Consider the following 24,113-nt stretch of genomic DNA (forward strand, 5'->3'; position numbering starts at 1 on the left):
TCCCATAACAATTTGATAGAGAGCTTTTCAGATTTAGTAAGCTGCTATTTTTGTACTGAACAGCCAATAATGTGTTTACTCTTTTAAAATGGTCATAATAATTCATCTTTCGACAAACGCATTTCATATTGCAGTAATATGAGATAGAAATGCCATCTTTAGGCACAATAGCATAAATGATTAGTTAAACTCAATTCTAGTAGTTGCTAAAACTATACGTTTTTTCTGGCTAATCGTTAATCCACTGTCCGCCTCCAAAGCCTTTATGCCACTCTATTCGACTGGGAACACACACAACAAGAATAATGATAATCAATACAATAAATAGAATTAGAGGTGATGCAATGCCTAGGAAAAAGCGGATATGGCTGCCTGATACGTACTATCATGTAACCGACCGCGGAAACCAGAAGCAAACGTTATTTTATGACAAGAGTGATTATTTTGTTTTTCAAAATGTGTTAACGTATGTGTGTAATAAGCATCCCTTCGAAATCTGCGCATACTGCCTCATGTCTAACCACTATCATTTCATCATTAAATCAATAAGTGACCCACTGTCCATTATTATCGGATTAATCAAAAAGCGATACGCAGACTACTTTAACCGAAAATACAATTTAACAGGTCATGTTTTTGAAGAACGATTCTTTGCAGATCCATTATCCTCCTACGTTAACATCCAAAGGACAAGCTACTATGTCCACTATAATCCAGTGAATGCTTCAATCGTCCCGACTCCACAAGATTACATATGGAGCAGTTTCCAATATTATCTCGATGACTTACCTAAGGAGTGTAAAAATCTCCCTCCTTTCCTATCTACAGATCCAATCCTCTCAATTTTTAAAGGTACAGATTGTGAAAAGAAAAAACAATATATCTATTGGTGCGAAAAAGCCCATTTCGACTACAAAAACAAGAATAAAAAAGGAAATAATAACCAAGTGCCTGGCACGTGGTGAGAAATGGAAACAATCGTTAAGGTGGTTATGTTGGTGAAAATGGTGAATTTGGTAACTCCGGAATTTAAAATATTCAATTTAATTAGAGGTGATTATATGTCAACGATCGATCATGTAAGGTCAAATGTTCACGATAATGAACAGGTGATCTCTTCCCTTTCAAGCAAATCTACTAATATTACGAATAAGTTCATTTTAAAAGAATGCTTAGAATTTCAATCTACACTCGCTTCACACTTACATGATGAATATTTAGAGGAAATTTCCATGCTCATGGGGGATATCAGTCATATTTTCTCACAAATAGGCGCAGCTAACTATAAAGAAGAGTGGGAAAGCCTTTTTATGATTTTCGGCTATTTTATGGAATCATGGGCTACTTTCCATACTGTGATGAAGGGAAACACAGCTTCAGTTTTCGCTGAGATATTTAACAAAAACAAAGATCAATTCCGCTACAAAGAAACAGAGAATTCTATTCAAACATGGTATGAGACTAAACCTGCATTTTACAATGTTGAAGAAGTTGCGAATGTGAGCACACTTCTTTCTGAGATCAATTCAAACAAATACTACCATGTATACCACCTGAATACCTCCCCACCGAAAAAAGGAAGTAAGCTGCTAGCAATGCTTGTTCCAGTTGGGGAAAACTACGTTTTTTATACTCACCCTTTACCGATCCCTAGCGAAAATTTTGATGACTTAATGGCTCATTTAGAACACGGTCGCGCTTTTTTCCGCCCCCCATCACACAGTTATCAAACGATTAAGGAATTCCTTATACATGATTTCCCAGCTGCAGCGACAGTAATATTCCAATGGTTCACTGATCCTTTCTTTAACCAGCTCCACTTCTCTTGGCCAGACAAATCTGCGACTCAAGTAGTCAAACTGATCGATAGTTACCAGCTAAAATACCGTTCACATCAACAATATAATATGATTGAAAAAACACTGTTTAAACATTATTATGAAAAGGTTTCTCCAAATATCCAATCCCCTCAATCGTACGCAGCAGCAACTATTTTTTTAGCTAATAAAAGAATCCATCAAGAAGACCCTTCTCTAACCATCGAAGACGTTTGTCGTCAGCTGGACGCAAATTTATTTCAAGTTCTTCATTTATCCCAAAAAATTGAAGAGTTAATCGGTGGAAAGCTAGATGAGCTATCGAACTTCGTAAATGAAGATAGCGATTATTATACGTTTGATCCTGAAGATGATGATGATTATGAAGCAAACTGGCCATTTTCATATGTGATCGACCCACTTTATGTCGATGGTCCTGAAGAGGGAACATTTTTCACTTCAATATATAATTTTGAAAAAAGTTTAAAAGAAACGTCATCCAAAACAGAAGAGCTTCTTGAATTAAAAGCAGCCGCTATCATTTATCATGCATTGGAAAAGTCAAATGATGAAAAAATCTCAGCAATCATTGAAGCATTATCGATTGCACCTAAATGTATCGAAGCCTACTCACTTGCAGGAGACATTGCTCCAGACTTTCAGACAGCATTATCTTGTTATGAAAGAGCCATAAGTATTGGTGAAAAGCGTCTGCCGAAAAAAAAGGAATCAGATCGTTGGAGAACCGGAAATGGAAAATTCTATAACAGACCATTTTTACGGGCTAAAGTTAGTTTAGCGAGATTATTTCGTCAAACAGGAAATGAACAAGAAGCCGTTGCAAACTATATGGATGTAGTCTTCTTTATTGATGTTCATAAAGATCCTCTTAATTGTCGTTATGAATTACAGACCTATTTATTCGAAATAGAGAATTATAATGAGCTGAAAAAAGTGTTATATGCATTTAGAAATGACCTTGCTTGTATGACCTATTACAATGAGGCTCTTTTAGAATTTATTCAACACGGTCGTACAGAAAACTTGACTCACTTGCTTCATTCGAGCATTAGGTTCAATAAGAAAGTAATTGAATGTTTGAAAAGCGATGATGATCTATCCGACTTGCAGTTTCTTTACTTGGAAACTGGTGAATACAATGAAGCTCTTCATTATGCAAAAGAATGTAAACACCTTTGGCAACAGTATCCCGAACTGCTGAGTTTAGCTGAAGATGTGCAAGCCGACATTGAAGCAATGGATAAGCACGAGCGAAGCAAAACAGATAAACGATAAATCAACACCATCTCCACGTCCAAACCGATTGAGCATATATGCCCATTTTTCGTTTTCCATTTTTCCCCATGTGCCTGGCACCTGGTTAATACTGGAATCCCCCTTCGTCCTCAGCATACTTTCCCTACTCATAATAACCCCATTTAATTTCCAGGTGCCAGGCACTTTCCAATAATATACAAAAAGCTTCCGCTCGGTTTAGCGGAAGCTTTTTTTTAATTTACTTTGACCCAACCGTTTTTGATTGCTTCAACGACGGCTTGTGTACGGTCATTCATATTCATTTTTTGAAGAATATTACTTACATGGTTTTTTACCGTTTTTTCACTAATGTACAACGTTTCGCCAATGGCACGGTTACTCTTTCCGTCTGTCATCAGCTGAAGTACTTCACACTCACGGCGTGTAAGGAGGTGAAGTGGGCGACGATATTCAACCTCTCGGAAGCCAACTTCTGTTTCCGGTTTATCGTCATTCGCTAAACGACGATATTCATTAATTAAATTCGCGGTTACCTTCGGATGGATGTATGCTCCTCCAGCTCCGACAACTTTCACCGCTTCTAGTAATGCCTCTGTATCCATTTCCTTCAATAGATAGCCTGAAGCACCAGTTTTTAAGACGTGTGTCACATATGTTTCGTCATCATGAATAGAGAGAATCAAAACTTTTACATTTGGAAAGGTTTCAACTAGATTTTTTGTTGCTTCGACTCCATTCACGTTAGGCATATTAATATCCATTAAAACAACATCAGGTTGATGTTCACGAACAAGATCTATGACCTCGTCACCGTCGCTCCCTTCAGCAACGACTTCAATATTTTTTTCCATGGATAAAATGCGTTTAACACCTTCTCGAAACAATTGGTGATCATCAATTAATACGATTTTGATATGATTCTCTACTTCACTCATGTTTTCTCCTCCTCCAGGATATCTTTTTTCCTGAAAAATTCTATTCTTTTCCAAACAAGTTTATCTTCTTATTTTATCGGATAACCCCGATAGAAAGTACATAAGTCAAAACTTGCGGTTTTTCTCCGACTTATTCCTTATTCATTCCCATTAATCGGTATTTGAACCATGATCAAAGTCCCCTGATTCGGTTTAGAATCAATACTCATTTTACCATCTATCATATTGACTCGCTCTTTCATTCCAATTAAACCGAAGGAACCTTCTTTTTTCACACTAGGATCAAAACCTTTCCCATCATCTTTTATGACGAGAATCGCATGAGAAGGTTTAAGTTCAATTTTCACAAGAAGTTCTGTTGGTTTAGCATGTTTGTATGCATTTTGCGCTGCTTCTTGAACAAAGCGAAAGATGGCGACTTCCATTTCAGAAGGGAGTCTTCTTTCTTTGCCCATATTCTTGAACGTAATGTTCATATTTGTATGTTCAGCGAAGTTCGTTAAATATTTTCTTAGCGTCGGGACGACCCCTAAATCATCTAACGCCATTGGCCGTAAATCATAAATAATCCGGCGAACTTCAGCTAATGACTCCTTAACCATCTGACGCAAATCAGAGATTTCCTTTATTGCTGCAGATACCCCATGCTCATTATACACTTTTTCAACAATTTCTGAACGGAGCATAACGTTCGCCATCATTTGGGCTGGACCGTCGTGAATTTCCCGAGAAAGACGTTTTCGCTCTTCCTCTTGGGCTTGGATGATTTTTAAACCGAGCTTTTGCATCTCAACTGCATCTGCAACCATCTCAGACACTTGCTTTAAGTCCCCGGTTAAATAATGCATCACAACATTTATTTGATTCACAAGTGCTTCGGCACGCTCTACAGTATCTTTCAGCTTCATTAACCGCCGCTCAATCTGATCACGGCGCTGCCTAAGCTGTTTTTCCTCTTGTGCAAGTACTGCTAATTGCACTTGATAATCATTCGCTTGCTCGTATGCTTCACGCACTTCGTTATCCGTGTACTTACTAAAGTTTTTACTAACTTCAGCAAGCCGGTTGCGTGCAAAACGAGAATGAAGCTCCATCATTTCCAATTTATCAATCACTTTGATGACATCCGTTTGGATTTGTTGGAGTTCATTTTTCAGCTGGTCATATTCCACACGGGACTCTTCACCAATCTCAAATATTTGAGATTTACTGGAGTCTACAGTTTCTATCATTTTTTCTACAACCGTCTCTAATGTTTTGTCCATGTCCATTAGAATCCCCGCTTCTCTTATAGAAAACTACTTCACTTCTCTCACTAGAGCCCTACTCCTATTGACCCCCTGCACATATGAATCGATGTTCATCTAGCAATTATGGGGGTGATTTACACTTTTTCCAGGAAAACTTTGAGAAATTATAGGCCATAAGGTAAAGACAGTTTGTCCACTTTATATCATAGATGATTTTTTCGTGTTTGTCGAAAATTTGTACTATTTTCCTGCAAGTTAAGTGACTTTTATATTAAAAGTTTGAATCCTTGACAGGCATATACATCCATCATACCCTAAAAATAATGAATAGCCACTTATTTCACAAACTTTTTGAGAATTTCCCAAAATAATTCAATGATCATAACATAGAGGCTACTATTTTAAGGAGCGATATTCATGCTTTCATCTTATTTTACAATAAAAGGATACGGAGTACACGAAATTTCTATCCAGCGTTCAAGATTTATTACATATGTAAACCGAGTCACTTCAGAGGATGAGGCACAAGCCTTTGTTGAAAAAATAAAAAAAGAGCATTGGAATGCCAATCATAATTGCTCTGCTTATATGATCGGTGAAAATGATCAAATTCAAAAAGCGAACGATGATGGCGAACCGTCCGGAACTGCAGGGGTCCCTATGCTCGAAGTACTTAAAAAGCGTCAATTAAAGGATACTGTCGTAGTCGTCACACGTTACTTTGGCGGAATTAAACTAGGTGCTGGCGGATTAATTCGAGCTTACAGTTCTGCTACTTCAGAAGGGATTAAAGCAACAGGTGTTGTCGAACGAAAATTAATGCAAAAATATACTGCATCTATGGACTACCATTTCTTAGGTAAAGTCGAAAATACTCTTCGTACTTCACCATACCTAATTGATCAAATTCATTATTTAGAAAACGTACAAATTGACACGTTTGTTGAAAATGGACAGGAAGAAGAATTCGAGGAATTTATGACAAACTTAACGAGCGGACAAGCGACACTAGAACAAACCGGAGTCCAATACTTAGAAGTAGATATCGAACACTAACTGATCAAGCGCCGAAACTTTCATATGTTCGGCGCTTTTTTCAAAAAAATGGGATCAACCTTTTTAAAAATGTCAATATACAACACGAAATTGTGCGGTACCAGGTCCCGCACAATTTTCAAAAATAAAGTTGCAAACTTTTCCCAATCACTAGTTCTCCACCTATTTTATTTAAGTTCCTCTGAACGAGGTGACAGTAAAAATGAAATTCATCATCTAGTATTGCCGATAGCGACTCATCTTCCAAAGAACGAATCTCGACCATTACACTCATCTCATGATTATAATAAAAGGTTACATACATTGAATTTGCCTCTTGGAGAAAGTCCACCCATTTCTTTATAAGAAGTTGGGTAAACATGCGAACTTTATTTTTATCAACCAAAATTTTCGCAGACGTATTTTCACTCCCAGATGCCTTCCAATTAATAAATGGCGAGATTTCTGGGTTTTCCTGTTCGAGAGACTCTTTCACATAAGTGAGAAGCTCATCTAATGTACAACGGTCTTTATTTGAAATCTTAGGATGGTTCAGGGATAGGAAATCTTGAATATATCCTTTACTTTTCATAATCCCTTTTTTGGATTGTTCAATGAGCTCTTCATACGAATGAAAATATGGTTGACCCTCAATCAACTGCAGCATCCCGGATATCGGGGTTAATGCATTGAGCACTTCATCAGCGTACCTCATACTCACTTGCCGCATTAACCTTTCTGTTTTCCGATCCCAGTGCCCCTCCTCACTCATATGTATCGAATTCGTTAAATGTTCATAGTCATTCGTCTCCGTCATATTTGAGAGTTTGTTATTTTTCCTTTCACTCTCTTTGTTTATATCAGGACGAACTGTGTGCTTCACCGATGAAAAAGCTGACTCTTGAATCGGTTCGGCCTTTTTTGAAGAGAGCTCTTCCTTTAGTGTTGAAGAATAACCTCGGTTCAATTTAGTGAACAAAGAATTTCTACTCATATAATCCCTCCTTTTCTCCAACACCTATATAGTGCGGAAAAAGCTAGACAAGTAGAGTGCTTTGATTCCTAATACCCCCCCTCCTAGTTTCAAAACCTGCTGTTAATAAAAATGTATAAAAAAACACAAGGTACAGCTTCGCAATTTAACAAGAGCAAAAGCGTATGTACCTTGTCTCTTCATCTACTAGTAATGATTTGTTTGGTGCACACGAGCGATACTTTATACTTGCGATGAGTCTCTTGACGGCGTAAGTATAGGCTTTTTCTACCGTCAACGCCTCCAACAACATCTCTTGACGGTACTATAACTACCTTTTTCTACCACCAACGAGCCCTATTGCGCTGCAGCATATCCATCGGGCAAATCAATGCTTATTCGTAATGTAAACGCTCGTCGCTGAAGCTAGAAACAACAACTAATTTAGACAATAATTCGACAAAGTCAAATCTAAGTTTTCGTAAACAATAAGAAAAGCCTGCTCCTATTTTGGAACAGGCTTCTAAACACTTTTTAATTGTAATAATCTGCAATCCCATTGAAAATAGCTTGAGCAATTTCGTCTTGATTATTTACTAGCTTATTTAAATCAGACGAATTTGTCATAAACCCAGCTTCGACAAGGACAGATGCCATATGTGTGTATCGAATTACTTGGAAATTTGATTCTTTTGCACTTCGATCTCTAAATCCGACATCATTTACTAACCTGTTTTGAATTGCTAGTGCGAGACTTCGACTGTCAGACCCTCTATTAACACTGTTATAGAAAACTTCAGCTCCACTTGCTTGCGAAGTACTGAATGAGTTTGCATGTAAACTAATAAACAAATCTGCTCCAGAGTTGTTCGCTTGACTGACCCGCTCATTTAAACTGACATACTTATCAGTCGTTCTGCTAGTAACAATGGTTGCACCTGCTGCTTCAAGCTGAGATTTCAGTTTACTTGAAATACCTATCGCAATGTCACTCTCTTTTACACCGTTTACATATGCTCCTGAATCGTTTCCACCATGACCAGGGTCAAGGAAGATCGTTTTCCCTGATAAATCAACATTTCCCGGATTCGGCGAGTTCCCTGAGCCTTTCGTGATATAATCTTTATGAACAAAAGCATAGTCGTTATTAAAATTGATCTTATACCAAGAACCTTGCTCCTCATATATATCAACCATTGCCCCTCGACTTAAGCTCCCGACTATCGAAGAATTTGTACTTGCACTTGCTCGTACGTTCAATCGGCTCGCTGTTACTTCCCCACTGCCTATCTTTTCATCTGTGGAACTTCCTGAGCCATTCGAGGAGCCATCCCTTTTCACATAATCTTTATGCACATAGCCCCAGTTTCCATTCACTCTCACTTTATACCAGGAGCCTTCTTCCCCATATAAATCTACTGTCGTTCCATTCGATAGACTCCCTATGATGCTCGAGCCTGTCGATGCACTTGCTCGTACGTTCAATCGGCTCGCTGTCACTTCTCCACTGCCTATCTTTTCATCTGTGGAGTCTCCGGAGCCATTCGAGGAGCTATCTCTTTTCACATAATCTTTATGCACATAGCCCCAGTTTCCATTCACTCTTACTTTATACCAGGAGCCTTCTTCCCCATATAAATCTATTGATGTTCCATTAGATAGACTCCCTATGACGCTCGAGCTTGTCGATACACTTGCTCGTACGTTCAATCGGCTCGCTGTCACTTCTCCACTGCCTATTTTTTCATCTGTCGAACTTCCTGAGCCATTCGAGGAGCTATCTCTTTTCACATAATCTTTATGCACATAGCCCCAGTTTCCATTCACTCTCACTTTATACCAGGAGCCTTGATCTTCATATAAATCTATTGATGTTCCATTCGATAGACTCCCTATGATGCTCGAGCTTGTCGATGCACTTGCTCGTACATTCAATCGGCTCGCTGTCACTTCTCCACTGCCTATCTTTTCATCTGTGGAACTTCCTGAGCCATTCGAGGAGCCATCTCTTTTCACATAATCTTTATGCACATAGCCCCAGTTTCCATTCACTCTCACTTTATACCAAGAGCCTTCGTCCTCATATAAATCTACTGTCGTTCCATTTGACAGGCTCCCTATGACGCTCGAGCTTGTCGATGCACTTGCTCGTACATTCAATCGGCTCGCTGTCACTTCTCCACTGCCTATCTTTTCTGTAGATGCGCTTTCAGAAGAAGTATGAGTGACCTTAACATAATCACTATGTATATAACCTGTTCGAGAACCAACTTGCACTTGATACCACTGGCCATTTTCCCCATTCAGATTGATCGAAGTTCCTTTACTTAACCTCGCGATAATTGGTGCAGAGGTAGATGGACTCTCTCTCACATTAAGTAAACTGGCAGTTATTTCCCCTTTATTAGCAGAATTTCCGTATACTTGATGAGTATGCTCTGAATGTAAAGTGAAAATAAAGAGAAAAGAACACAAAAATATGATAACTGCACTCGCCTTTTTCAAAGCAACCTCACCTCTTTTTTAATTTGATCTATTAACCGTAGCTTAAAAAGTATTTCCAAACCGTATCTAATAATTTGGCGAGTCCGAAAAGAAAAACACCTATGCACGCTAGACTGACCGGTGATGTCCAAGAAATCCCTTTCATTGCATCCTCCTTTTATACCATTATTTAGATAAAATAGCATAAATCTCTTAAAATAGAAATATGTCTTTTTTACATATTTCTACTTTATTCTACTAGTTCAGCAGTCTCAGTCATTCAACACTTCCTTTCAACACCTCCAATCACATACGAAATATCAAATAATCTAAAAAACAAAAAATGGCACTATCCTTTATGACTGAATTTGTCGTATAATTATGGTTGGGTTCTGAAAATTTTTTATAGTGCGTGTGTTCATAGAGAAATTTCTCACATGTTTTGAACACCTTCGATATATTTTCATAAACTCATATAAGATTATAGAAAGCTTCATAATGCAATCATGCATTCAAGTGAAACTTTAATCATATACTGGCGTCAAATATATAGGAATCATAAAATATTATTCGTAGAGGAGTGTCTAATTTTGGCACAATCAAGAATTGAAATGAAAAAACAAAAGAAGAAGACGCCCTTCAGGCGGTTCTTAAAAATAACAATGATAACGTTTATGACCCTATTTTTAGTTACTGGCGGAACGTTAGCATATTTCGCATATAAAATGGCATCTGTAACGTCAAGTTCTCAAACAGACTTAGAGCGTGGAGACAGATCAGATTTAAGGGAAACAGCTGTAAACCCAAGTAACGACCCAATATCCGTACTCTTCCTCGGCTTAGACAGCAGAGATGGAGATTTATCTGGAAGAACGGATGCAATGGTTTTAGCGACATTTAATCCAGAAGAAAACTCAGTGAAAATGCTGAACATCCCACGAGATTCCCTCGTAAATATCGTTGGGAGAGACAGACAAGATAAAATTAACCATGCACATGCATTCGGTGGTCTTGATATGACAATTGATACTGTTGAACACCTGCTTGATATTCCAGTTGATTACTTTGTTTCCATTAATTTTGATGCATTTATGGAAGTCATTGATGAGCTAGGCGGGGTCGATGTCGATGTTCCAATGACATTTACGGAAACGGATAATCAAACTTACGGTACTATTACCCTTTATGAAGGGGAACAAACATTAAATGGTGAAGAAGCTCTCGCTTATGTAAGAATGAGAAAATCAGATCCACGCGGTGATTTAGGACGTGGTGACCGCCAAAAAGAAGTAATCGAAGCGGTCATTAATAAAGCAACAAACTTAAGTTCTATTACTCGATTTGGTCCAGTTATGGACAGTTTAGGCAATAATTTAAAAACAAATATTAGCTTTAATAATCTTTTATCAATGCACACGTACGCAACTGAACTTAATAATGTTGAGTCTCTCTCATTTGACGGAGACAACTATACTGAAAATGGCGTATACTATTATCGTTTACACGAAGAATCAGTAAATGAAATATCAAGTCGCCTGCGAGTTCACTTAAATATTGACGAAGCCGAACCAGAAGCAGATTCAACAACAGAATCTGAAGAACCAACTGACGAAACAAATACAAACAATTATTAAAGTATCCGCCCGTTTTACGGGCGGTTTTAATTTCGCCCAATAGGGGCACTTGACCACCAGAGTCCTTTAAGGGACCTTATTTAATTTGGTCCGTGCCAAAACTTTTTGAGGATATCCCTTTTCATAATCATATAGAATTCGAAATCGCTATAGGCGGACGCTTTCACTCCAAAGCACAAGTGCGACATCTACTCGTGCTGCACTTCGTTTGCATTCGTAGTGTCTTCTTTGCAGCGGGCAATGCCTCAACTTCTTAGGTGTCACACTGTGTACACCTAGGGGATTTTCGACGATTGCTTTTCTCGCCTGTCACCGCCTGGCGCTCTTTCGAGTAAATGATGACATTTAAAATAAAAGCCCTTGAAGTTATTCAGTGTATTTCACTAAATGACCTCCAAGGGCTATTCTTTATAAAAAATTATTTATTTTCACGGTAATAATTTATTGTTTTTAAGATTCCTTCTGGGAGCGCCACGTTCGGCTCCCATTTATAGTCAGTTCTTAAACGATCATTCGCTAAATAACTTTCCTTTATATCTCCAGGGCGTTCTTCCTTATATTGTGGTGAAAAATCAATTTGAAGTACTTTGCACATTTCTTGCAAAAGGTTATTAATACTCGTTTCATAGCCTGTACTCACATTATACACTCGATCAATACGTTCAGAACTGGCGTCTAATAAGCACGACATGACTGCTTTAGCTACATCTTCGACATAAACAAAATCTCTCGTTTGTTCACCATCACCAAAGATAACTGGCTGTGCTCCACTCATTAACTGTTCAATGAAAATGGTAATGACCCCCGCCTCTGTTTCAGCACTTTGTCTTGGGCCATACACATTGGCAAACCTTAAAGCATGTACATTCATCTCATATAACCGACCAAATGCTTTTACATACTCTTCTCCGGCATATTTAGAAACCCCGTAAGGAGACAGTGGCTGTACCGTTGTTTCTTCAACTATTGGCAATGTTTCCGTATGACCGTATACAGCAGCTGATGAAGCATAAACAACGTTTTGCACGCCATGCTTCCGGCATAGCTCTAAAAGATGAATCGTTCCATTTATATTTATCTTTGCATCATAATTTGGATCTTCGACTGAAGGAGTGACTTTACTTTGCGCTGCTAAATGAATCAATCCTTCAACGTCTATATGATCCGCAAAGACGTCTTTTAATCTGTCATCATTAATATCATATTCATATAAATGAATACTTTTGTGCTGTTCGATATTTTCAATTTTTCCCGAGCTCATATTATCAATGACGATAACGTCTTTACCTCGTTCAATTAATAAATCGACGACATGAGAGCCGATAAATCCAGCCCCACCTGTAACGATCACTTTTCCCATTTGATTCCCTCTTTTTAGAGCAATTTTAAACCTTACTTATCATACTTTTCTCTGAGCTTTTCTTTTTTGAAGTTAGATTCTTGTTTTTTTTTGACTCAGTTCCTTCTGCTTTCGTTTTATCAAATAAGACGATAAACGTTTTAAGCAAAATAACGATGTCTAGCCAAAAGCTGTATTTTCGAATGTAATACAAATCAAATCGAAGCTTATCATCTACTTCAGTACTATATTTACCCATAATTTGCGCATAACCCGTTATTCCTGGCTGCACCGTGTTGCGATAGCCGTAGTGATAATACTTCTTAGATAGCTCTTTAATAAAGAAACCGCGTTCTGGTCTCGGACCGACTAATGACATATCCCCTTTTAAAACATTAAACAACTGTGGAAGTTCGTCTAGTCGAGTCGATCTCATAAATTTACCTACTTTTGTAATTCTATCGTCATTTTCAGTCGCTAGTACTGGACCCGTTTTATTTTCCGCACCTTCAATCATGGAACGGAATTTATAGATCATAAATGGTTTATTGTTTTTCCCATATCTTTCTTGACTGTAGATAATACTTCCTCTTGGATCTTCAAGCTTTATTAGTAGTGCGACTAATAAAAGAATCGGTGAAATAAGCACTAAAATAATACTTGAGCATACGATATCAAACACTCTTTTCACGACCGTTTGATCCCAAGTTAATCCGAATGGCTTCACTGACATCATTAACGTATCATCTAATGGTGCTACACTTGAGCGCTGTAACAACAATTCATATAGTGACGGAATGACGTAAACGACTTTATTGTGAGCCATTGCATGGTAAATAATTTGCGATTTCGTCTCTTTACTCATGTCAGGACAGATGACCACATAATCGACCTGTCTTAAATGATGGTCAATTTTGTCAATAGACGTGTTAGGCTGGATATGCCTTACACTCGTCCCTTTCATCATCGGGTGCTTGATTTTTGACATTAGCTGCTGAGTACTTTCATCATCTGCAATAAGCAGCACTTTCCCAACAATATTCTCTCTTGTCAGCTTTAAATATAAGACCTTAAAGGACACCATTAAAATGATCGTAAAAATACTTCCAATTAAAATAATAGAACGCGGCATCGCAAATTCTCGGAATAAATATGAAGCCGACATCGTTAGGAATGCCATAAAAATAACAGCAATGACTGTTTTTACGGCGATATCCCAAAACGTACTTTTACGGTCTAGTGCATATAATTCATAAACTGAAATAAAGAATAGCCCGATCAATAATATCCACGGTAAAAGGGAAACAAATGACTCCCAGTTTTTCGCCGGAAATCCACTGTATCGAATATAAAAGGCTGAAACATAAGCAGCTAAAATACACAAAAGGTCAGCTAAGATAATAATAAATTTATGATTTCTCAGTTGTGCTATATCAGGCATGTGAAATACCTCTCCCTTAAAAAAAGCAATAATTAGTATTTAGTATCGTTAAAATACAAAAGTTTATTTACACAAAAAATGAAAATGCGTCATTAAATTACATCAATAATAACTATACTAAAAATATTGTTTTATGACTACAATAAATTAAGATGTGCAAATAATTAAACATTTTTACACATAATTGTGCCCTCCTTGCTGTTATATAAACAAGGAGGGCGTATTTTACCATACATTTATTCGTCTTTTTTCCTTACTTTACGTCCGGTCTTCCAATCGAATGATAAATAAGATTTGCTTCTTCAGCATCTTCCAATTTAAAGCAATTCCTTCCGTCGATAACGATCGGCTGCTTCAGTAACTCATTCACCTTTTTAAGATCTAAATCGAGAACCTCTTGCCAGTCTGTCAAAATCAAGCATGCCTCCGCACCTTTTAAAGTTTCCTCAACATTTAATGAATAGTGAATTCGCTCACCAAAATGATGCTTCGCCTCTTCGATCGCTATCGGATCAAAGGCAGTGATAGTAGCACCTTCATTTAGTAGTGCAGGTATAATGTCTAATGAAGGCGCGTCTCTCATATCATCCGTATTAGGTTTGAATGCCAGCCCTAAGACAGCTATTTTTTTCCCTTGCAATTTTGGTACGATGTCTTTTAGCTTCGTTACCACTTTCATTTTTTGATGCTGATTCGTTTCAATTACGGCTTTCACCATTTTAAAGTCGTAGCCAACTTGTTCTGCGATGTGTACTAACGCCTGCGTATCTTTCGGAAAACAGGATCCACCGTACCCAATCCCTGCTTGTAAAAATTTTGCTCCAATTCTTGAGTCAAGGCCCATCCCTTCAGCCACTTTCGTAACATCTGCACCGACCCGTTCACATATGTTAGCAATGTCATTAATAAAAGAAATTTTCGTTGCTAAAAATGCATTTGAAGCATATTTAATCATCTCAGCACTTTCAACATTAGTTGAAATGATTTTCGTATTGAACGGCTCGTGTAATTGTTTAATGATATTCGCTGCTTTTTCACTTGTCGCACCAATAACAGCTCTTTCCATATTCATCGTATCAGCTACAGCCGATCCTTCACGTAAAAATTCTGGATTTGATACAACATCAAATTCAATGTCTTCCTGTAATTGTTCTTTCACAATCTGTTGAACAAGTTTTCCAGTTCCAACCGGGACTGTACTTTTATTTACGATAATTTTATAACGATTGAGGTTTTCACCAACCGTTTTTGCAACATTTTTTACATATGTTAAATCAGCTTCACCTGACTCCGCCATTGGCGTACCGACACCAATATAAATGACGTTAGATTCACTAATTGCCTCTGAAATATTCGTTGAAAAAGAAAGTCGACCTGCATCAACATTTTTCTTAACTAACTCTTCTAAGCCTGGTTCATATATTGGAATTTTCCCTTCATTCAACATCGTAATCTTACTTTCATCAATATCACAACAAATAACTTGATTTCCTACTTCAGAAAAACAAGTTCCAGATACTAAGCCAACGTATCCAGTTCCCATTACTGCAATTTTTTTCATGAGTCTTCTCCTAACCTTTTGATTCCGTTAACTGATTTCTATAAATATCTTTCAAATATTCAGCGACATCGTTCGATAAGTCTTCTCGTTGCAGGGCAAAATCAACTGTCGCTTTTATAAACCCTAATTTGTCACCGACATCATAGCGAATTCCAGCAAAGTTGTATGCTAAAACAACTTGGGATTGATTTAACTCTTTAATCGCATCTGTCAATTGAATTTCATTTCCGGATCCTGGGGGAAGTGTCTCTAAAATATTAAAGATCTCCGGTCGTAACACATACCGGCCCATAATTGCATAATTTGACGGAGCGTCCTGAAGTGCCGGTTTCTCTACAAGCGTGTCTGCGTGAATGACATTCTGTTCCACTTCTGTTCCTTTCGGAGCAACAATTCCATACTTTGAAACATCGTTGTCAGGTACTTCTTGAACACCGACAACCGACGAATTGTACTTATCATACACGTCAATTAATTGTTTTAAGCACGGAGTATCTGACTGAACGATGTCATCTCCTAATAAAACAGCAAATGGTTCATTCCCAATAAATTTACGTGCACACCAAATTGCATGACCTAGTCCATTCGGTTCCTTCTGTCTAATATAATGGATATTCGTCATACTTGAAATAGCTTGAATTTCTTCGAGAAGTTTTGTTTTCTGCTTTTTTTCTAGCGTTTCTTCTAGTTCAAACGATTTGTCAAAGTGATCCTCAATCGCTCTTTTCCCTCTTCCTGTTACAACGATAATATCTTCGATGCCAGATGCTATCGCTTCTTCGATAATATATTGAATTGTCGGTTTGTCGACAATCGGTAACATTTCTTTCGGTTGTGCTTTTGTTGCTGGAAGAAACCTTGTCCCCAGCCCAGCAGCTGGAATAATTGCTTTTTTTACTTGCATAGATGTTCTTCCTTTCTTCATTAGAATTATCCATCGTTCATTATAATACGAATACGATGAATTATCTAGCTCACTCATTTCCTATAGTAAAGAGGAACTCAATTTTGAGTCCCTCTTTAATTAATTTCGTTATTTATTTATCTACTGTTCCTGTTGCGATATGCCTCATCTGCAACGATTAAACCAACAGAATCATTTTGATTCCAAACTCGATTCCAATTACTTAATGGAACAGGTCTGTCTCCAACATATGGTGAAATTTCCGGTGTTAAGCCTGGCTTTCCTTGCTCTAAGACAAACCAGTCTGAAAAACCACCACCACTATTACTCCATGTTAAATCGACAATATTGTAGCCCGTTTTATTAGATACAATATTAGCTACGTGACCTGGATGTCTTGTATAAATCACTTCACCTGATGAGTGATAAGATAAAGCAGTTTTAAAATCTCTTGTTAATACGAAATCATACACTGCCCTTGCTTCAGGTTCACTTAGTGGATTTGGACCTTTATAATGACTCTCACTCGGTCTTCCAGGATCACCACTGATTGTATCCCAAAGAGCAGGAAATTGCCGGTTAATATCAACACCTCTGACATTTGCTTTCCAACTAGTAAAGTTCGTGCTTCCATTATTAATTCGAACAGCCTCATTAGCTAAACTACTGCTATTAATTCCTCCAGGGCCATCTTGCACTAATGTAACTCCATCTGGATTCCACATAGGGACAAACCATATACTTGTTCGATTTAACGTCCGCTGAACGTTATAACCATCAATGGAGTTCCCATTAGCATACGCATAAGCATATTCGTCCATCATCTTCATTAAAACATTTGTCGTCATGTGCTCACGTGCATGTGAAGAAGCATTAAAGAAAACTTCTGTACTGCCTCTCCCTAATTTGACGGCATAAATATCTCTTCCATCTAATGACTGACCGATCACAGTCGTTTCAACAATATTCGGGTATCTCTCTTCTAATTCTCTAATATCTGAAACCATTTGGTTATAAGAATAATTCTGTCTTCCGTTGACAATCTTCCTTGGAGATGGTTTTACCTCTCTAATTTTTAACAGCGTTGCTTCATTAACGATCCCTGTTGCTGAAAGACCAAAATTTCTTTGAAATTCTGCGACTACATTTGCAGTAATTGAACCATATGCACTTGATGGATTGCTTGGAAAATTCCCAAATCCTATTTCTGTTAAGTCTCTTTTCAGCTTTACAATTCCTTGGTGATTATCCCCAATTCTATAAGGCGGTAAAATTTCTTCTATTTTTGCTAAAGTCACTTCATCCGCAATTCCATTGACTACTAATCCATAGTATTGCTGGAATTCCTTTACGACACCAGCTGTGACTGAGCCATATGCATTTGATGGATTACTCGGGAAGTTTCCAAAACCTAAAATCGTTAATTTGTTTTTTAATTCCGCAATACTAGAAGAACTGTTTCCTTCGGTATATGGACTCGTTAAGATTTCGTTCATTTTTGCTAACGTTACTTCATCTGCTATTCCACTCACTGCTAGTCCATAATAGGCTTGAAATTCTTCTACGACTCCGGCTGTAACTGAGCCATATACATTCGTTGGATTACTTGAAAAATTACCGAAACCTAGCTTCGTTAAGTCTTTTTTCATATCTGCAATACTTGCTGAGCTATTGCCAGGTGAATAAGGACTTGCTAGTACTTCATTTATTTTGGCTAACGTTACTTCATCTGCTATTCCACTCACTGCTAGTCCATAATAGGCTTGAAATTCTTCTACGACACCAGCTGTGACTGAGCCATATGCATTTGATGGATTACTTGGGAAGTTTCCAAAACCTAGTTTCGTTAGATCCTCTTTCAGTTCTACAATGCTTTGTGACCGATTACCAGGTGTATATAGTCCTGTTAATATATCATGCATTTTTGCTAACGTTGTTTCATCCGCAATCCCATTTACCTCTAACCCATAGTATTCTTGAAATTCTTCAACTACTCCAGCCGTTACTGAACCGTATGCACTTGAAGGACTCGATGGGAAGTTTCCAAAGCCTAATCGAGTTAAATCTTCTTTCAACTTAACGATTCCATCATGATTATCCCCTGGTTCATATGGAGGTAAAAGAGAATTAATTTTCTCTAATGTTCGTTCATCTGCTATTCCGCTTGTAGGTAAGCCATAATATTCTTGGAACTGTTTTACTACCGCTGCTGTAACATTACCATAAACGTCCGACGGTTCAGCAGGGAAATTTCCAAAGCCTAATAATGTTAAATTCTTTTTCATTTCCACAAATTCATCTGCACTGTTTCCTGGTTGGTAATGCCACACAAGAATTTCGTCAATCTTATCCAATGTTTCCTGATCTGCTACACCTGTCACTGGTAATCCGTAGTACTCTTGAAAATCTTCTACAACTCCTGCTGTTACACTTCCGTATACATTCGATGGAGATGCAGGGAAGTTTCCAAATCCTAAGCGAGTTAACTTTTCCTTTAAGTTAACAATATGTGCACCTTGCTCACCTGACTGATAGGGAGGTGACAATATTTCTTCCATTTTTGCTAACGTTTTTTCATCAGCTATACCGCTTACTGGCAAATCGTAATGTTCTTGAAAATCCTTTACTACTCCTGCTGTTACATTTCCATACACATTCGATGGAGATGCAGGGAAGTTTCCAAATCCGAGCAATGTTAACTTTTGCTTCATCTCTACAAATTCATCGGCGCTATGTCCTGGCTGGTAATGCCATGCGAGAATTTTATCGATCTTATCCAATGTTTCCTGGTCTGCTACACCTGTCACTGGTAATCCGTAGTACTCTTGAAAATCTTCTACAACTCCTGAAGTTACACTTCCGTATACATTTGATGGATTTGTTGGGAAGCTACCGAATCCTAATTGTGTAAGCTTCTCTTTCATTTCTGTAATATAGCCGTGGCTATCTCCTGATTCATACGGCAAGCTCAACAGGTCCTCTATCTTTGCAAGTGTCACTTCCTCTGCGATCCCACTTACAACTAGTCCGTGATACTCTTGAAACTCTTTCACGACAGAAGCTGTTACATTCCCGTAAACATTTGACGGGTTTTCTGGAAAGTTTCCAAAGCCTAACGCAGTTAAGTCCAGCTTCAGTTCTATAAATTCATCAGCGTTGTTTCCTGGTTGGTAATGCCACACAAGAATTTCGTCAATCTTATCTAGCGTCTCTTGATCCGCTACGCCCGTCTCTGATAACCCGTAGTACTCTTGGAAGTCTTCAACCACACCCGCTGTTACACTTCCATATACACTTGATGGATTATCTGGGAAGTTTCCAAAACCTAACTTTGTCAACTTCTCTTTCATTTCCGTTATAACTTCGTAATTATCTCCTATTTCGTACGGCGGAGTAACTCCCTCATCTGAACTACTGCTAAATGTTTGGACCTCTGTCTTTTCTTCTGAAGTGGCTTCATCAGCTACTTGTTCTGGTTGAAGTGATAATTTGAAAAACTCTTCACTTTCATTTCCAGCTGCATCAATCACTTCAATAGTAAGTTCACTTTCTCCTTCAGGTAATGAGTCTTCAATGTCAAAATAACCGTCACTTTCAAGAGAAAGCTCACCTTCATCATATCGTTCTCCATCTTGAACTATTGAATAAGACCCGTATAGCTCTTCGTCATTCAAAGAAGTATGAATATGACCAGAAATGAAGTTTTCTTCTAAAATAACAAGGCCGTTATCTTTAACTTGAGACAATAATATCTCAGGCTTTTCACTATGTATAACAAATTCAGTTTTCCCGACCACTTTATTAGATGTGTGATCAACTGCTTCTAAATAATACTTACCATCCGTTATCTTCTTTTTCTCTTGAACAGTTTGATCATCAACTATCATGTCCCACGTAAAAATATTTTCGATATCATTAAAATTCTCAAATTCTTCTATTTCACCAATATATTCTTTCGAATCATCATGATATATGTGTAATGAGAGATGACTTAATTGATCATTAGCATCAATTTCTATTAATATTTCTTCTACTTGATCGTTAAAAATATTCGGGCTAACATTTATTTCTACATGATTCGATTCATCAGTTTCTATTATTTTTTCTTCTGCTATGACTGTAGAAAAATTTGAAAATAGTAATATAAATACTAATATAAAACTGACCATTGGTTTATATTTTCTTTTCATCAATTCTCCTCCTTTTATCAATTATTCCATGCTTCATTAAAGAAAATGCCTGATTCTAAAATAGAAATCAGGCAAAAATGAAATTATACTATATTAATTATTGATCCTCTATTAATCGCTCATCATAATCAAGATATTGAGCACTGACCCAACCTTCTAAGTTTCCATCACTGACTCTAAACCATCTGTAAGAGTAAACCCCATCGCCTTGAGGATCATACCTTACATCTGTGTTGTAGCCAATTATGTTAACAGTTGTATTTTGACTATAAGAACCGATTAGCGTTGTAGGATTTAACCATGGGATACTTCTCACATTTAAAGAAGATGCAGTAACAGTAGCCTCAACACTCTGGTTAAAATTCACAACATTTGGAGGTAGTGGTTGACCATCTGGAATAAGTCTATCATATGATCCTGGATTCGAACCATTCTCTACAATTGGTGCGACACTTCTATAATTACCAGCATTAAACTCTACAAATCTGTTCATAATGCTAGCAATCTTTGAATCCCAATTTGGGTCTGTAGCATAACGGACATTCATACCTTCCAATGTGTATCCAAAATCCTCTTGAAAATATGCACCATCGGCTGAAAGGTAATCACGTTTAATTCGATAAGCTACAAAATCTATTCCTTCTTGTACTGTTGGGAAATAATACGCACATGTTACAGGACATACATCATATGCACCATAACCATATAGGTTATTTTTGTATTCTGTTAAATTAGATCCTCCCCAACCGGTTTCAAGAATAGCATGTGAAACCAAGTAAAGAGCATTGATTCCATATTTGTCTTGTGCGTTTATAAACTCTTCCGCATAATCTTTTAAAATACTATTAGGGTGACCAGCATTATCAAATCCTCGTCTAATCTGCTCAACGGTAATATCTGATGACTTTCGCAAATCCAAATTTAAGTAGTTAGGATCTGGTCCTTCTAACAGCTCATAAATAGTTGCTAATGTTACTTCATCAGCGATTCCGTTAACTACTAATCCATTAGATCGCTGAAAGTCCTCCACGACACTCGCAGTTACAGTACCATAAACACCTGAAGGGTTCGTTGGGAAATTTCCATAACCTAATTGTGTTAAATCATTTTTTAAAGCCACAACATGATTACCACTTTCACCAATTTTATACTGAGATGAAAGAATTTCATTGATTTTATTTAGCGTAGTTCTATCAGCAACACCACTTGCTTCTAACCCATAATAACCCTGAAACTCTTCAACTACTCCTGCCGTTACCGAACCATATGCACTTGAAGGATTCGATGGGAAGTTTCCAAAACCTAAGCTTGTTAAATCTTTTTTCAACTTAACGATTCCATCATGGTTATCTCCAGATTCATATGGTGGTAATAGCTCATTAACTTTACTTAATGTGATTTCCTCAGCAATACCACTTACAGGTAGACCATAATACTCTTGAAACTCTTTTACTACCGATGCAGTAACATCTCCATACACATTCGATGGATTATCTGGGAAGTTTCCAAAGCCTAACATAGTCAGGTTCTGCTTCAGTTGCACAAATTCATCAGCACTATTCCCTGGCTGATAATGCCATGCAAGTATTTCATCCATCTTATCTAATGTTTTTTGGTCCGCTACACCTGTCACTGGTAATCCATAGTACTCTTGAAAGTCTTCAACCACACCAGCTGTTACACTTCCATACACTGTTGATGGGTTATCCGGGAAGTTTCCGAAGCCTAACTTTGTCAGCTTCTCTTTCATTTCTTTAATATACTCGTGGCTGCCCCCAGGTTCATAAGGTAAGCTTAACAAATCCTCTATTTTTGCTAGAGTTACTTCCTCCGCGATTCCACTTACTGCAAGTCCATGATATTCTTGAAAATCTTTTACTACCGCTGCAGTAACATTACCATACACATTCGATGGGTTGTCTGGGAAGTTTCCGAAGCCTAAAGCTGTTAACTTTTGCTTCATCTCTACAAATTCATCAGCACTGTTTCCTGGCTGGTAATACCATTCGAGAATTTCCTCAATCTTATCTAGCGTTTCTTGATCCGCAACGCCTGTCGCTTCTAGCCCGTAGTACTCTTGAAAGTCTTCCACTACTCCGGCTGTCACAGGCCCATAACTTCCAGATGGGTTAGATGGGAAATTTCCGAAACCAAGTGCTGATAAGTCTTTTTTTAGTTGTTTGATCTCATTGCTACTTAGTTCAACCTCAAAAGAACTTGAACTAAATACTTGAGTTTCAACATTCTCTTCATCAAATTCTGATACTTTAACCGATTCATCTTCAACTGCTTCTTCGCTTTCACTATTGTTTTCTTCTGTCACATCAGATTCAATTGCTTCTTCATAGTCTTCTTCACGAAACTCAATAGTGAAAACTTCTTCACTTTTGTTCCCAGCTTCATCCGTAACTTGAATTGTCAGATCACTTACACCTTCATTAAAGGAATTAGCAATTTCAAACTGACCATCTTCAGATAGCAATAGTTCTTGCTCGTCATAGAGTTCTTCATCCTGAGTAAGCAAGTAATATGCTTCAATCTCTTCTATGGAAAGTTCAGTTTTTACATGACCATGAATCATATTAGTATCAATAAGATACTGACCTTCTGATTCTAAATCTAAAAATACTTCAGGAGCTTCACTATGGATAAGTACTTCTAAACGGTCAGTGACGAGATGTTCATTACTATCACTTTGAGCAGTGAGTTCAATGATGTATTGACCATCTTCCACTCTCTCATATTCTTCTGATGATTCAGTTTCATAGATTGTTAGATCCCATAAATATTCATGGTTTCCCTCACCGAGCTCATCAAACTCTTCAATCACACCAATGACTTCCTCAGTCTCATAATCGATTAAATGTAAACTTACTACATCCAACTTTTCTTCTATCTCTACTGAAATAGAAACTTCTTCAAGACTAGAGTTAAAAGTATCCGGCTCAACAAAAAAGCTGAATGAATCATCAGTGAGACCATTCTCATTAGAGTCCGCATCTGCTGCATAAACACCAGAAATGCTTGAGGTGAATACTAAAGATAAAACTAAATAACTAATTACACCTCTTTTTATAAAGTTTTTCAGCAAACTATCATAACCCCTTTCTCCTAAAAAATGATCATACAATCAACTTTTTTTACAAAATGAGACTATATATTCTGAAAATATGGTCTAAATATGTAAAATAATAAAGTTAATTGTAAATCTATGACTTTATTATTATCCATTAACTATATTTTTTCAAGAGATTTCCACTATAAATTAGACT

General features: G+C 37.5%; 14 protein-coding genes. 4 read left to right on the forward strand and 10 right to left on the reverse strand.

Going from position 1 to position 24,113, the window contains the following annotated elements:
• Positions 1–344: 344 nt before the first annotated feature.
• Both CD001_RS25040 and CD001_RS25045 read left to right on the forward strand, forming a co-directional pair.
• Complete coding sequence (locus CD001_RS25040) at positions 345–965, forward strand: transposase (RefSeq protein ID WP_179298897.1); 621 nt, start codon at positions 345–347, stop codon at positions 963–965.
• A gap of 33 nt (positions 966–998) precedes the next feature.
• On the forward strand, positions 999–3,113 hold the full coding sequence (locus CD001_RS25045) for a cyclin family protein (protein ID WP_096190284.1): 2,115 nt from the start codon (positions 999–1,001) through the stop codon (positions 3,111–3,113).
• 215 nt (positions 3,114–3,328) lie between these two features.
• Here CD001_RS25045 and CD001_RS25050 read toward each other — a convergent pair whose 3' ends face one another.
• Both CD001_RS25050 and CD001_RS25055 read right to left on the reverse strand, forming a co-directional pair.
• Positions 3,329–4,030 (reverse strand): response regulator, encoded by a 702-nt coding sequence (locus CD001_RS25050; RefSeq protein WP_096190285.1) that lies wholly within the window; start codon positions 4,028–4,030, stop codon positions 3,329–3,331.
• Between the two features lie 137 nt (positions 4,031–4,167).
• Positions 4,168–5,301, reverse strand: a complete 1,134-nt coding sequence (locus tag CD001_RS25055; RefSeq protein ID WP_096190286.1) for a sensor histidine kinase — start codon at positions 5,299–5,301, stop codon at positions 4,168–4,170.
• A 396-nt stretch (positions 5,302–5,697) separates the two neighbouring features.
• Here CD001_RS25055 and CD001_RS25060 point away from each other — a divergent pair, with 396 nt between their 5' ends.
• The gene (locus CD001_RS25060; protein ID WP_096190287.1) at positions 5,698–6,336 is read left to right on the forward strand and encodes a YigZ family protein; all 639 of its coding nucleotides are present in this window, start codon (positions 5,698–5,700) and stop codon (positions 6,334–6,336) included.
• Positions 6,337–6,454: 118 nt separating this feature from the next.
• Here the strand turns inward: CD001_RS25060 and CD001_RS25065 are convergent, their stop codons facing one another.
• Together CD001_RS25065 and CD001_RS25070 are read right to left on the reverse strand one after the other, a co-directional pair.
• Positions 6,455–7,309, reverse strand: coding sequence for a hypothetical protein (locus CD001_RS25065; protein WP_096190288.1), 855 nt, complete (start codon positions 7,307–7,309; stop codon positions 6,455–6,457).
• Positions 7,310–7,822: 513 nt separating this feature from the next.
• The gene (locus tag CD001_RS25070) at positions 7,823–9,793 is read right to left on the reverse strand and encodes an SH3 domain-containing protein (RefSeq protein ID WP_096190289.1); all 1,971 of its coding nucleotides are present in this window, start codon (positions 9,791–9,793) and stop codon (positions 7,823–7,825) included.
• A gap of 569 nt (positions 9,794–10,362) precedes the next feature.
• On the opposite strand from CD001_RS25070, the gene CD001_RS25075 reads away from it, so the two are divergent.
• On the forward strand, positions 10,363–11,406 hold the full coding sequence (locus CD001_RS25075; RefSeq protein WP_096190290.1) for an LCP family glycopolymer transferase: 1,044 nt from the start codon (positions 10,363–10,365) through the stop codon (positions 11,404–11,406).
• A 418-nt stretch (positions 11,407–11,824) separates the two neighbouring features.
• On the opposite strand, the gene CD001_RS25080 is transcribed toward CD001_RS25075, so the two are convergent.
• The 6 genes from CD001_RS25080 to CD001_RS25105 form a co-directional block, all read right to left on the reverse strand.
• Complete coding sequence (locus CD001_RS25080; protein WP_096190291.1) at positions 11,825–12,766, reverse strand: SDR family NAD(P)-dependent oxidoreductase; 942 nt, start codon at positions 12,764–12,766, stop codon at positions 11,825–11,827.
• Positions 12,767–12,791: 25 nt separating this feature from the next.
• Entirely contained in the window at positions 12,792–14,186 is a 1,395-nt protein-coding gene (locus tag CD001_RS25085; protein WP_096190292.1) for a sugar transferase, read from the reverse strand.
• Between the two features lie 253 nt (positions 14,187–14,439).
• Positions 14,440–15,747, reverse strand: coding sequence for a UDP-glucose 6-dehydrogenase TuaD (gene tuaD, locus CD001_RS25090; RefSeq protein WP_096190293.1), 1,308 nt, complete (start codon positions 15,745–15,747; stop codon positions 14,440–14,442).
• Positions 15,748–15,757: 10 nt separating this feature from the next.
• Positions 15,758–16,651: a UTP--glucose-1-phosphate uridylyltransferase GalU gene (galU, locus tag CD001_RS25095; RefSeq protein WP_096190294.1), complete on the reverse strand. Its 894-nt coding sequence runs from the start codon at positions 16,649–16,651 to the stop codon at positions 15,758–15,760.
• 137 nt (positions 16,652–16,788) lie between these two features.
• Positions 16,789–20,841: a peptidoglycan-binding protein gene (locus CD001_RS25100; RefSeq protein WP_096190295.1), complete on the reverse strand. Its 4,053-nt coding sequence runs from the start codon at positions 20,839–20,841 to the stop codon at positions 16,789–16,791.
• A 97-nt stretch (positions 20,842–20,938) separates the two neighbouring features.
• The gene (locus CD001_RS25105; RefSeq protein WP_096190296.1) at positions 20,939–23,932 is read right to left on the reverse strand and encodes a peptidoglycan-binding protein; all 2,994 of its coding nucleotides are present in this window, start codon (positions 23,930–23,932) and stop codon (positions 20,939–20,941) included.
• Positions 23,933–24,113 lie beyond the last annotated feature (181 nt).

The organism is Evansella halocellulosilytica, assembly GCF_002335745.1.
In the GTDB taxonomy this organism is placed as follows: domain Bacteria; phylum Bacillota; class Bacilli; order Bacillales; family Salisediminibacteriaceae; genus Bacillus_CA; species Bacillus_CA halocellulosilytica.

Coding starts and splice junctions, on each gene's coding strand:
- CD001_RS25100 (WP_096190295.1), bottom strand. CDS start 20,841: ATGAAAAGAAAATATAAACCAATGGTCAGTTTTATATTAGTATTTATA.
- galU (WP_096190294.1), bottom strand. CDS start 16,651: ATGCAAGTAAAAAAAGCAATTATTCCAGCTGCTGGGCTGGGGACAAGG.
- CD001_RS25060 (WP_096190287.1), top strand. CDS start 5,698: ATGCTTTCATCTTATTTTACAATAAAAGGATACGGAGTACACGAAATT.
- CD001_RS25065 (WP_096190288.1), bottom strand. CDS start 7,309: ATGAGTAGAAATTCTTTGTTCACTAAATTGAACCGAGGTTATTCTTCA.
- tuaD (WP_096190293.1), bottom strand. CDS start 15,747: ATGAAAAAAATTGCAGTAATGGGAACTGGATACGTTGGCTTAGTATCT.
- CD001_RS25055 (WP_096190286.1), bottom strand. CDS start 5,301: ATGGACATGGACAAAACATTAGAGACGGTTGTAGAAAAAATGATAGAA.
- CD001_RS25050 (WP_096190285.1), bottom strand. CDS start 4,030: ATGAGTGAAGTAGAGAATCATATCAAAATCGTATTAATTGATGATCAC.
- CD001_RS25040 (WP_179298897.1), top strand. CDS start 345: ATGCCTAGGAAAAAGCGGATATGGCTGCCTGATACGTACTATCATGTA.
- CD001_RS25080 (WP_096190291.1), bottom strand. CDS start 12,766: ATGGGAAAAGTGATCGTTACAGGTGGGGCTGGATTTATCGGCTCTCAT.
- CD001_RS25085 (WP_096190292.1), bottom strand. CDS start 14,186: ATGCCTGATATAGCACAACTGAGAAATCATAAATTTATTATTATCTTA.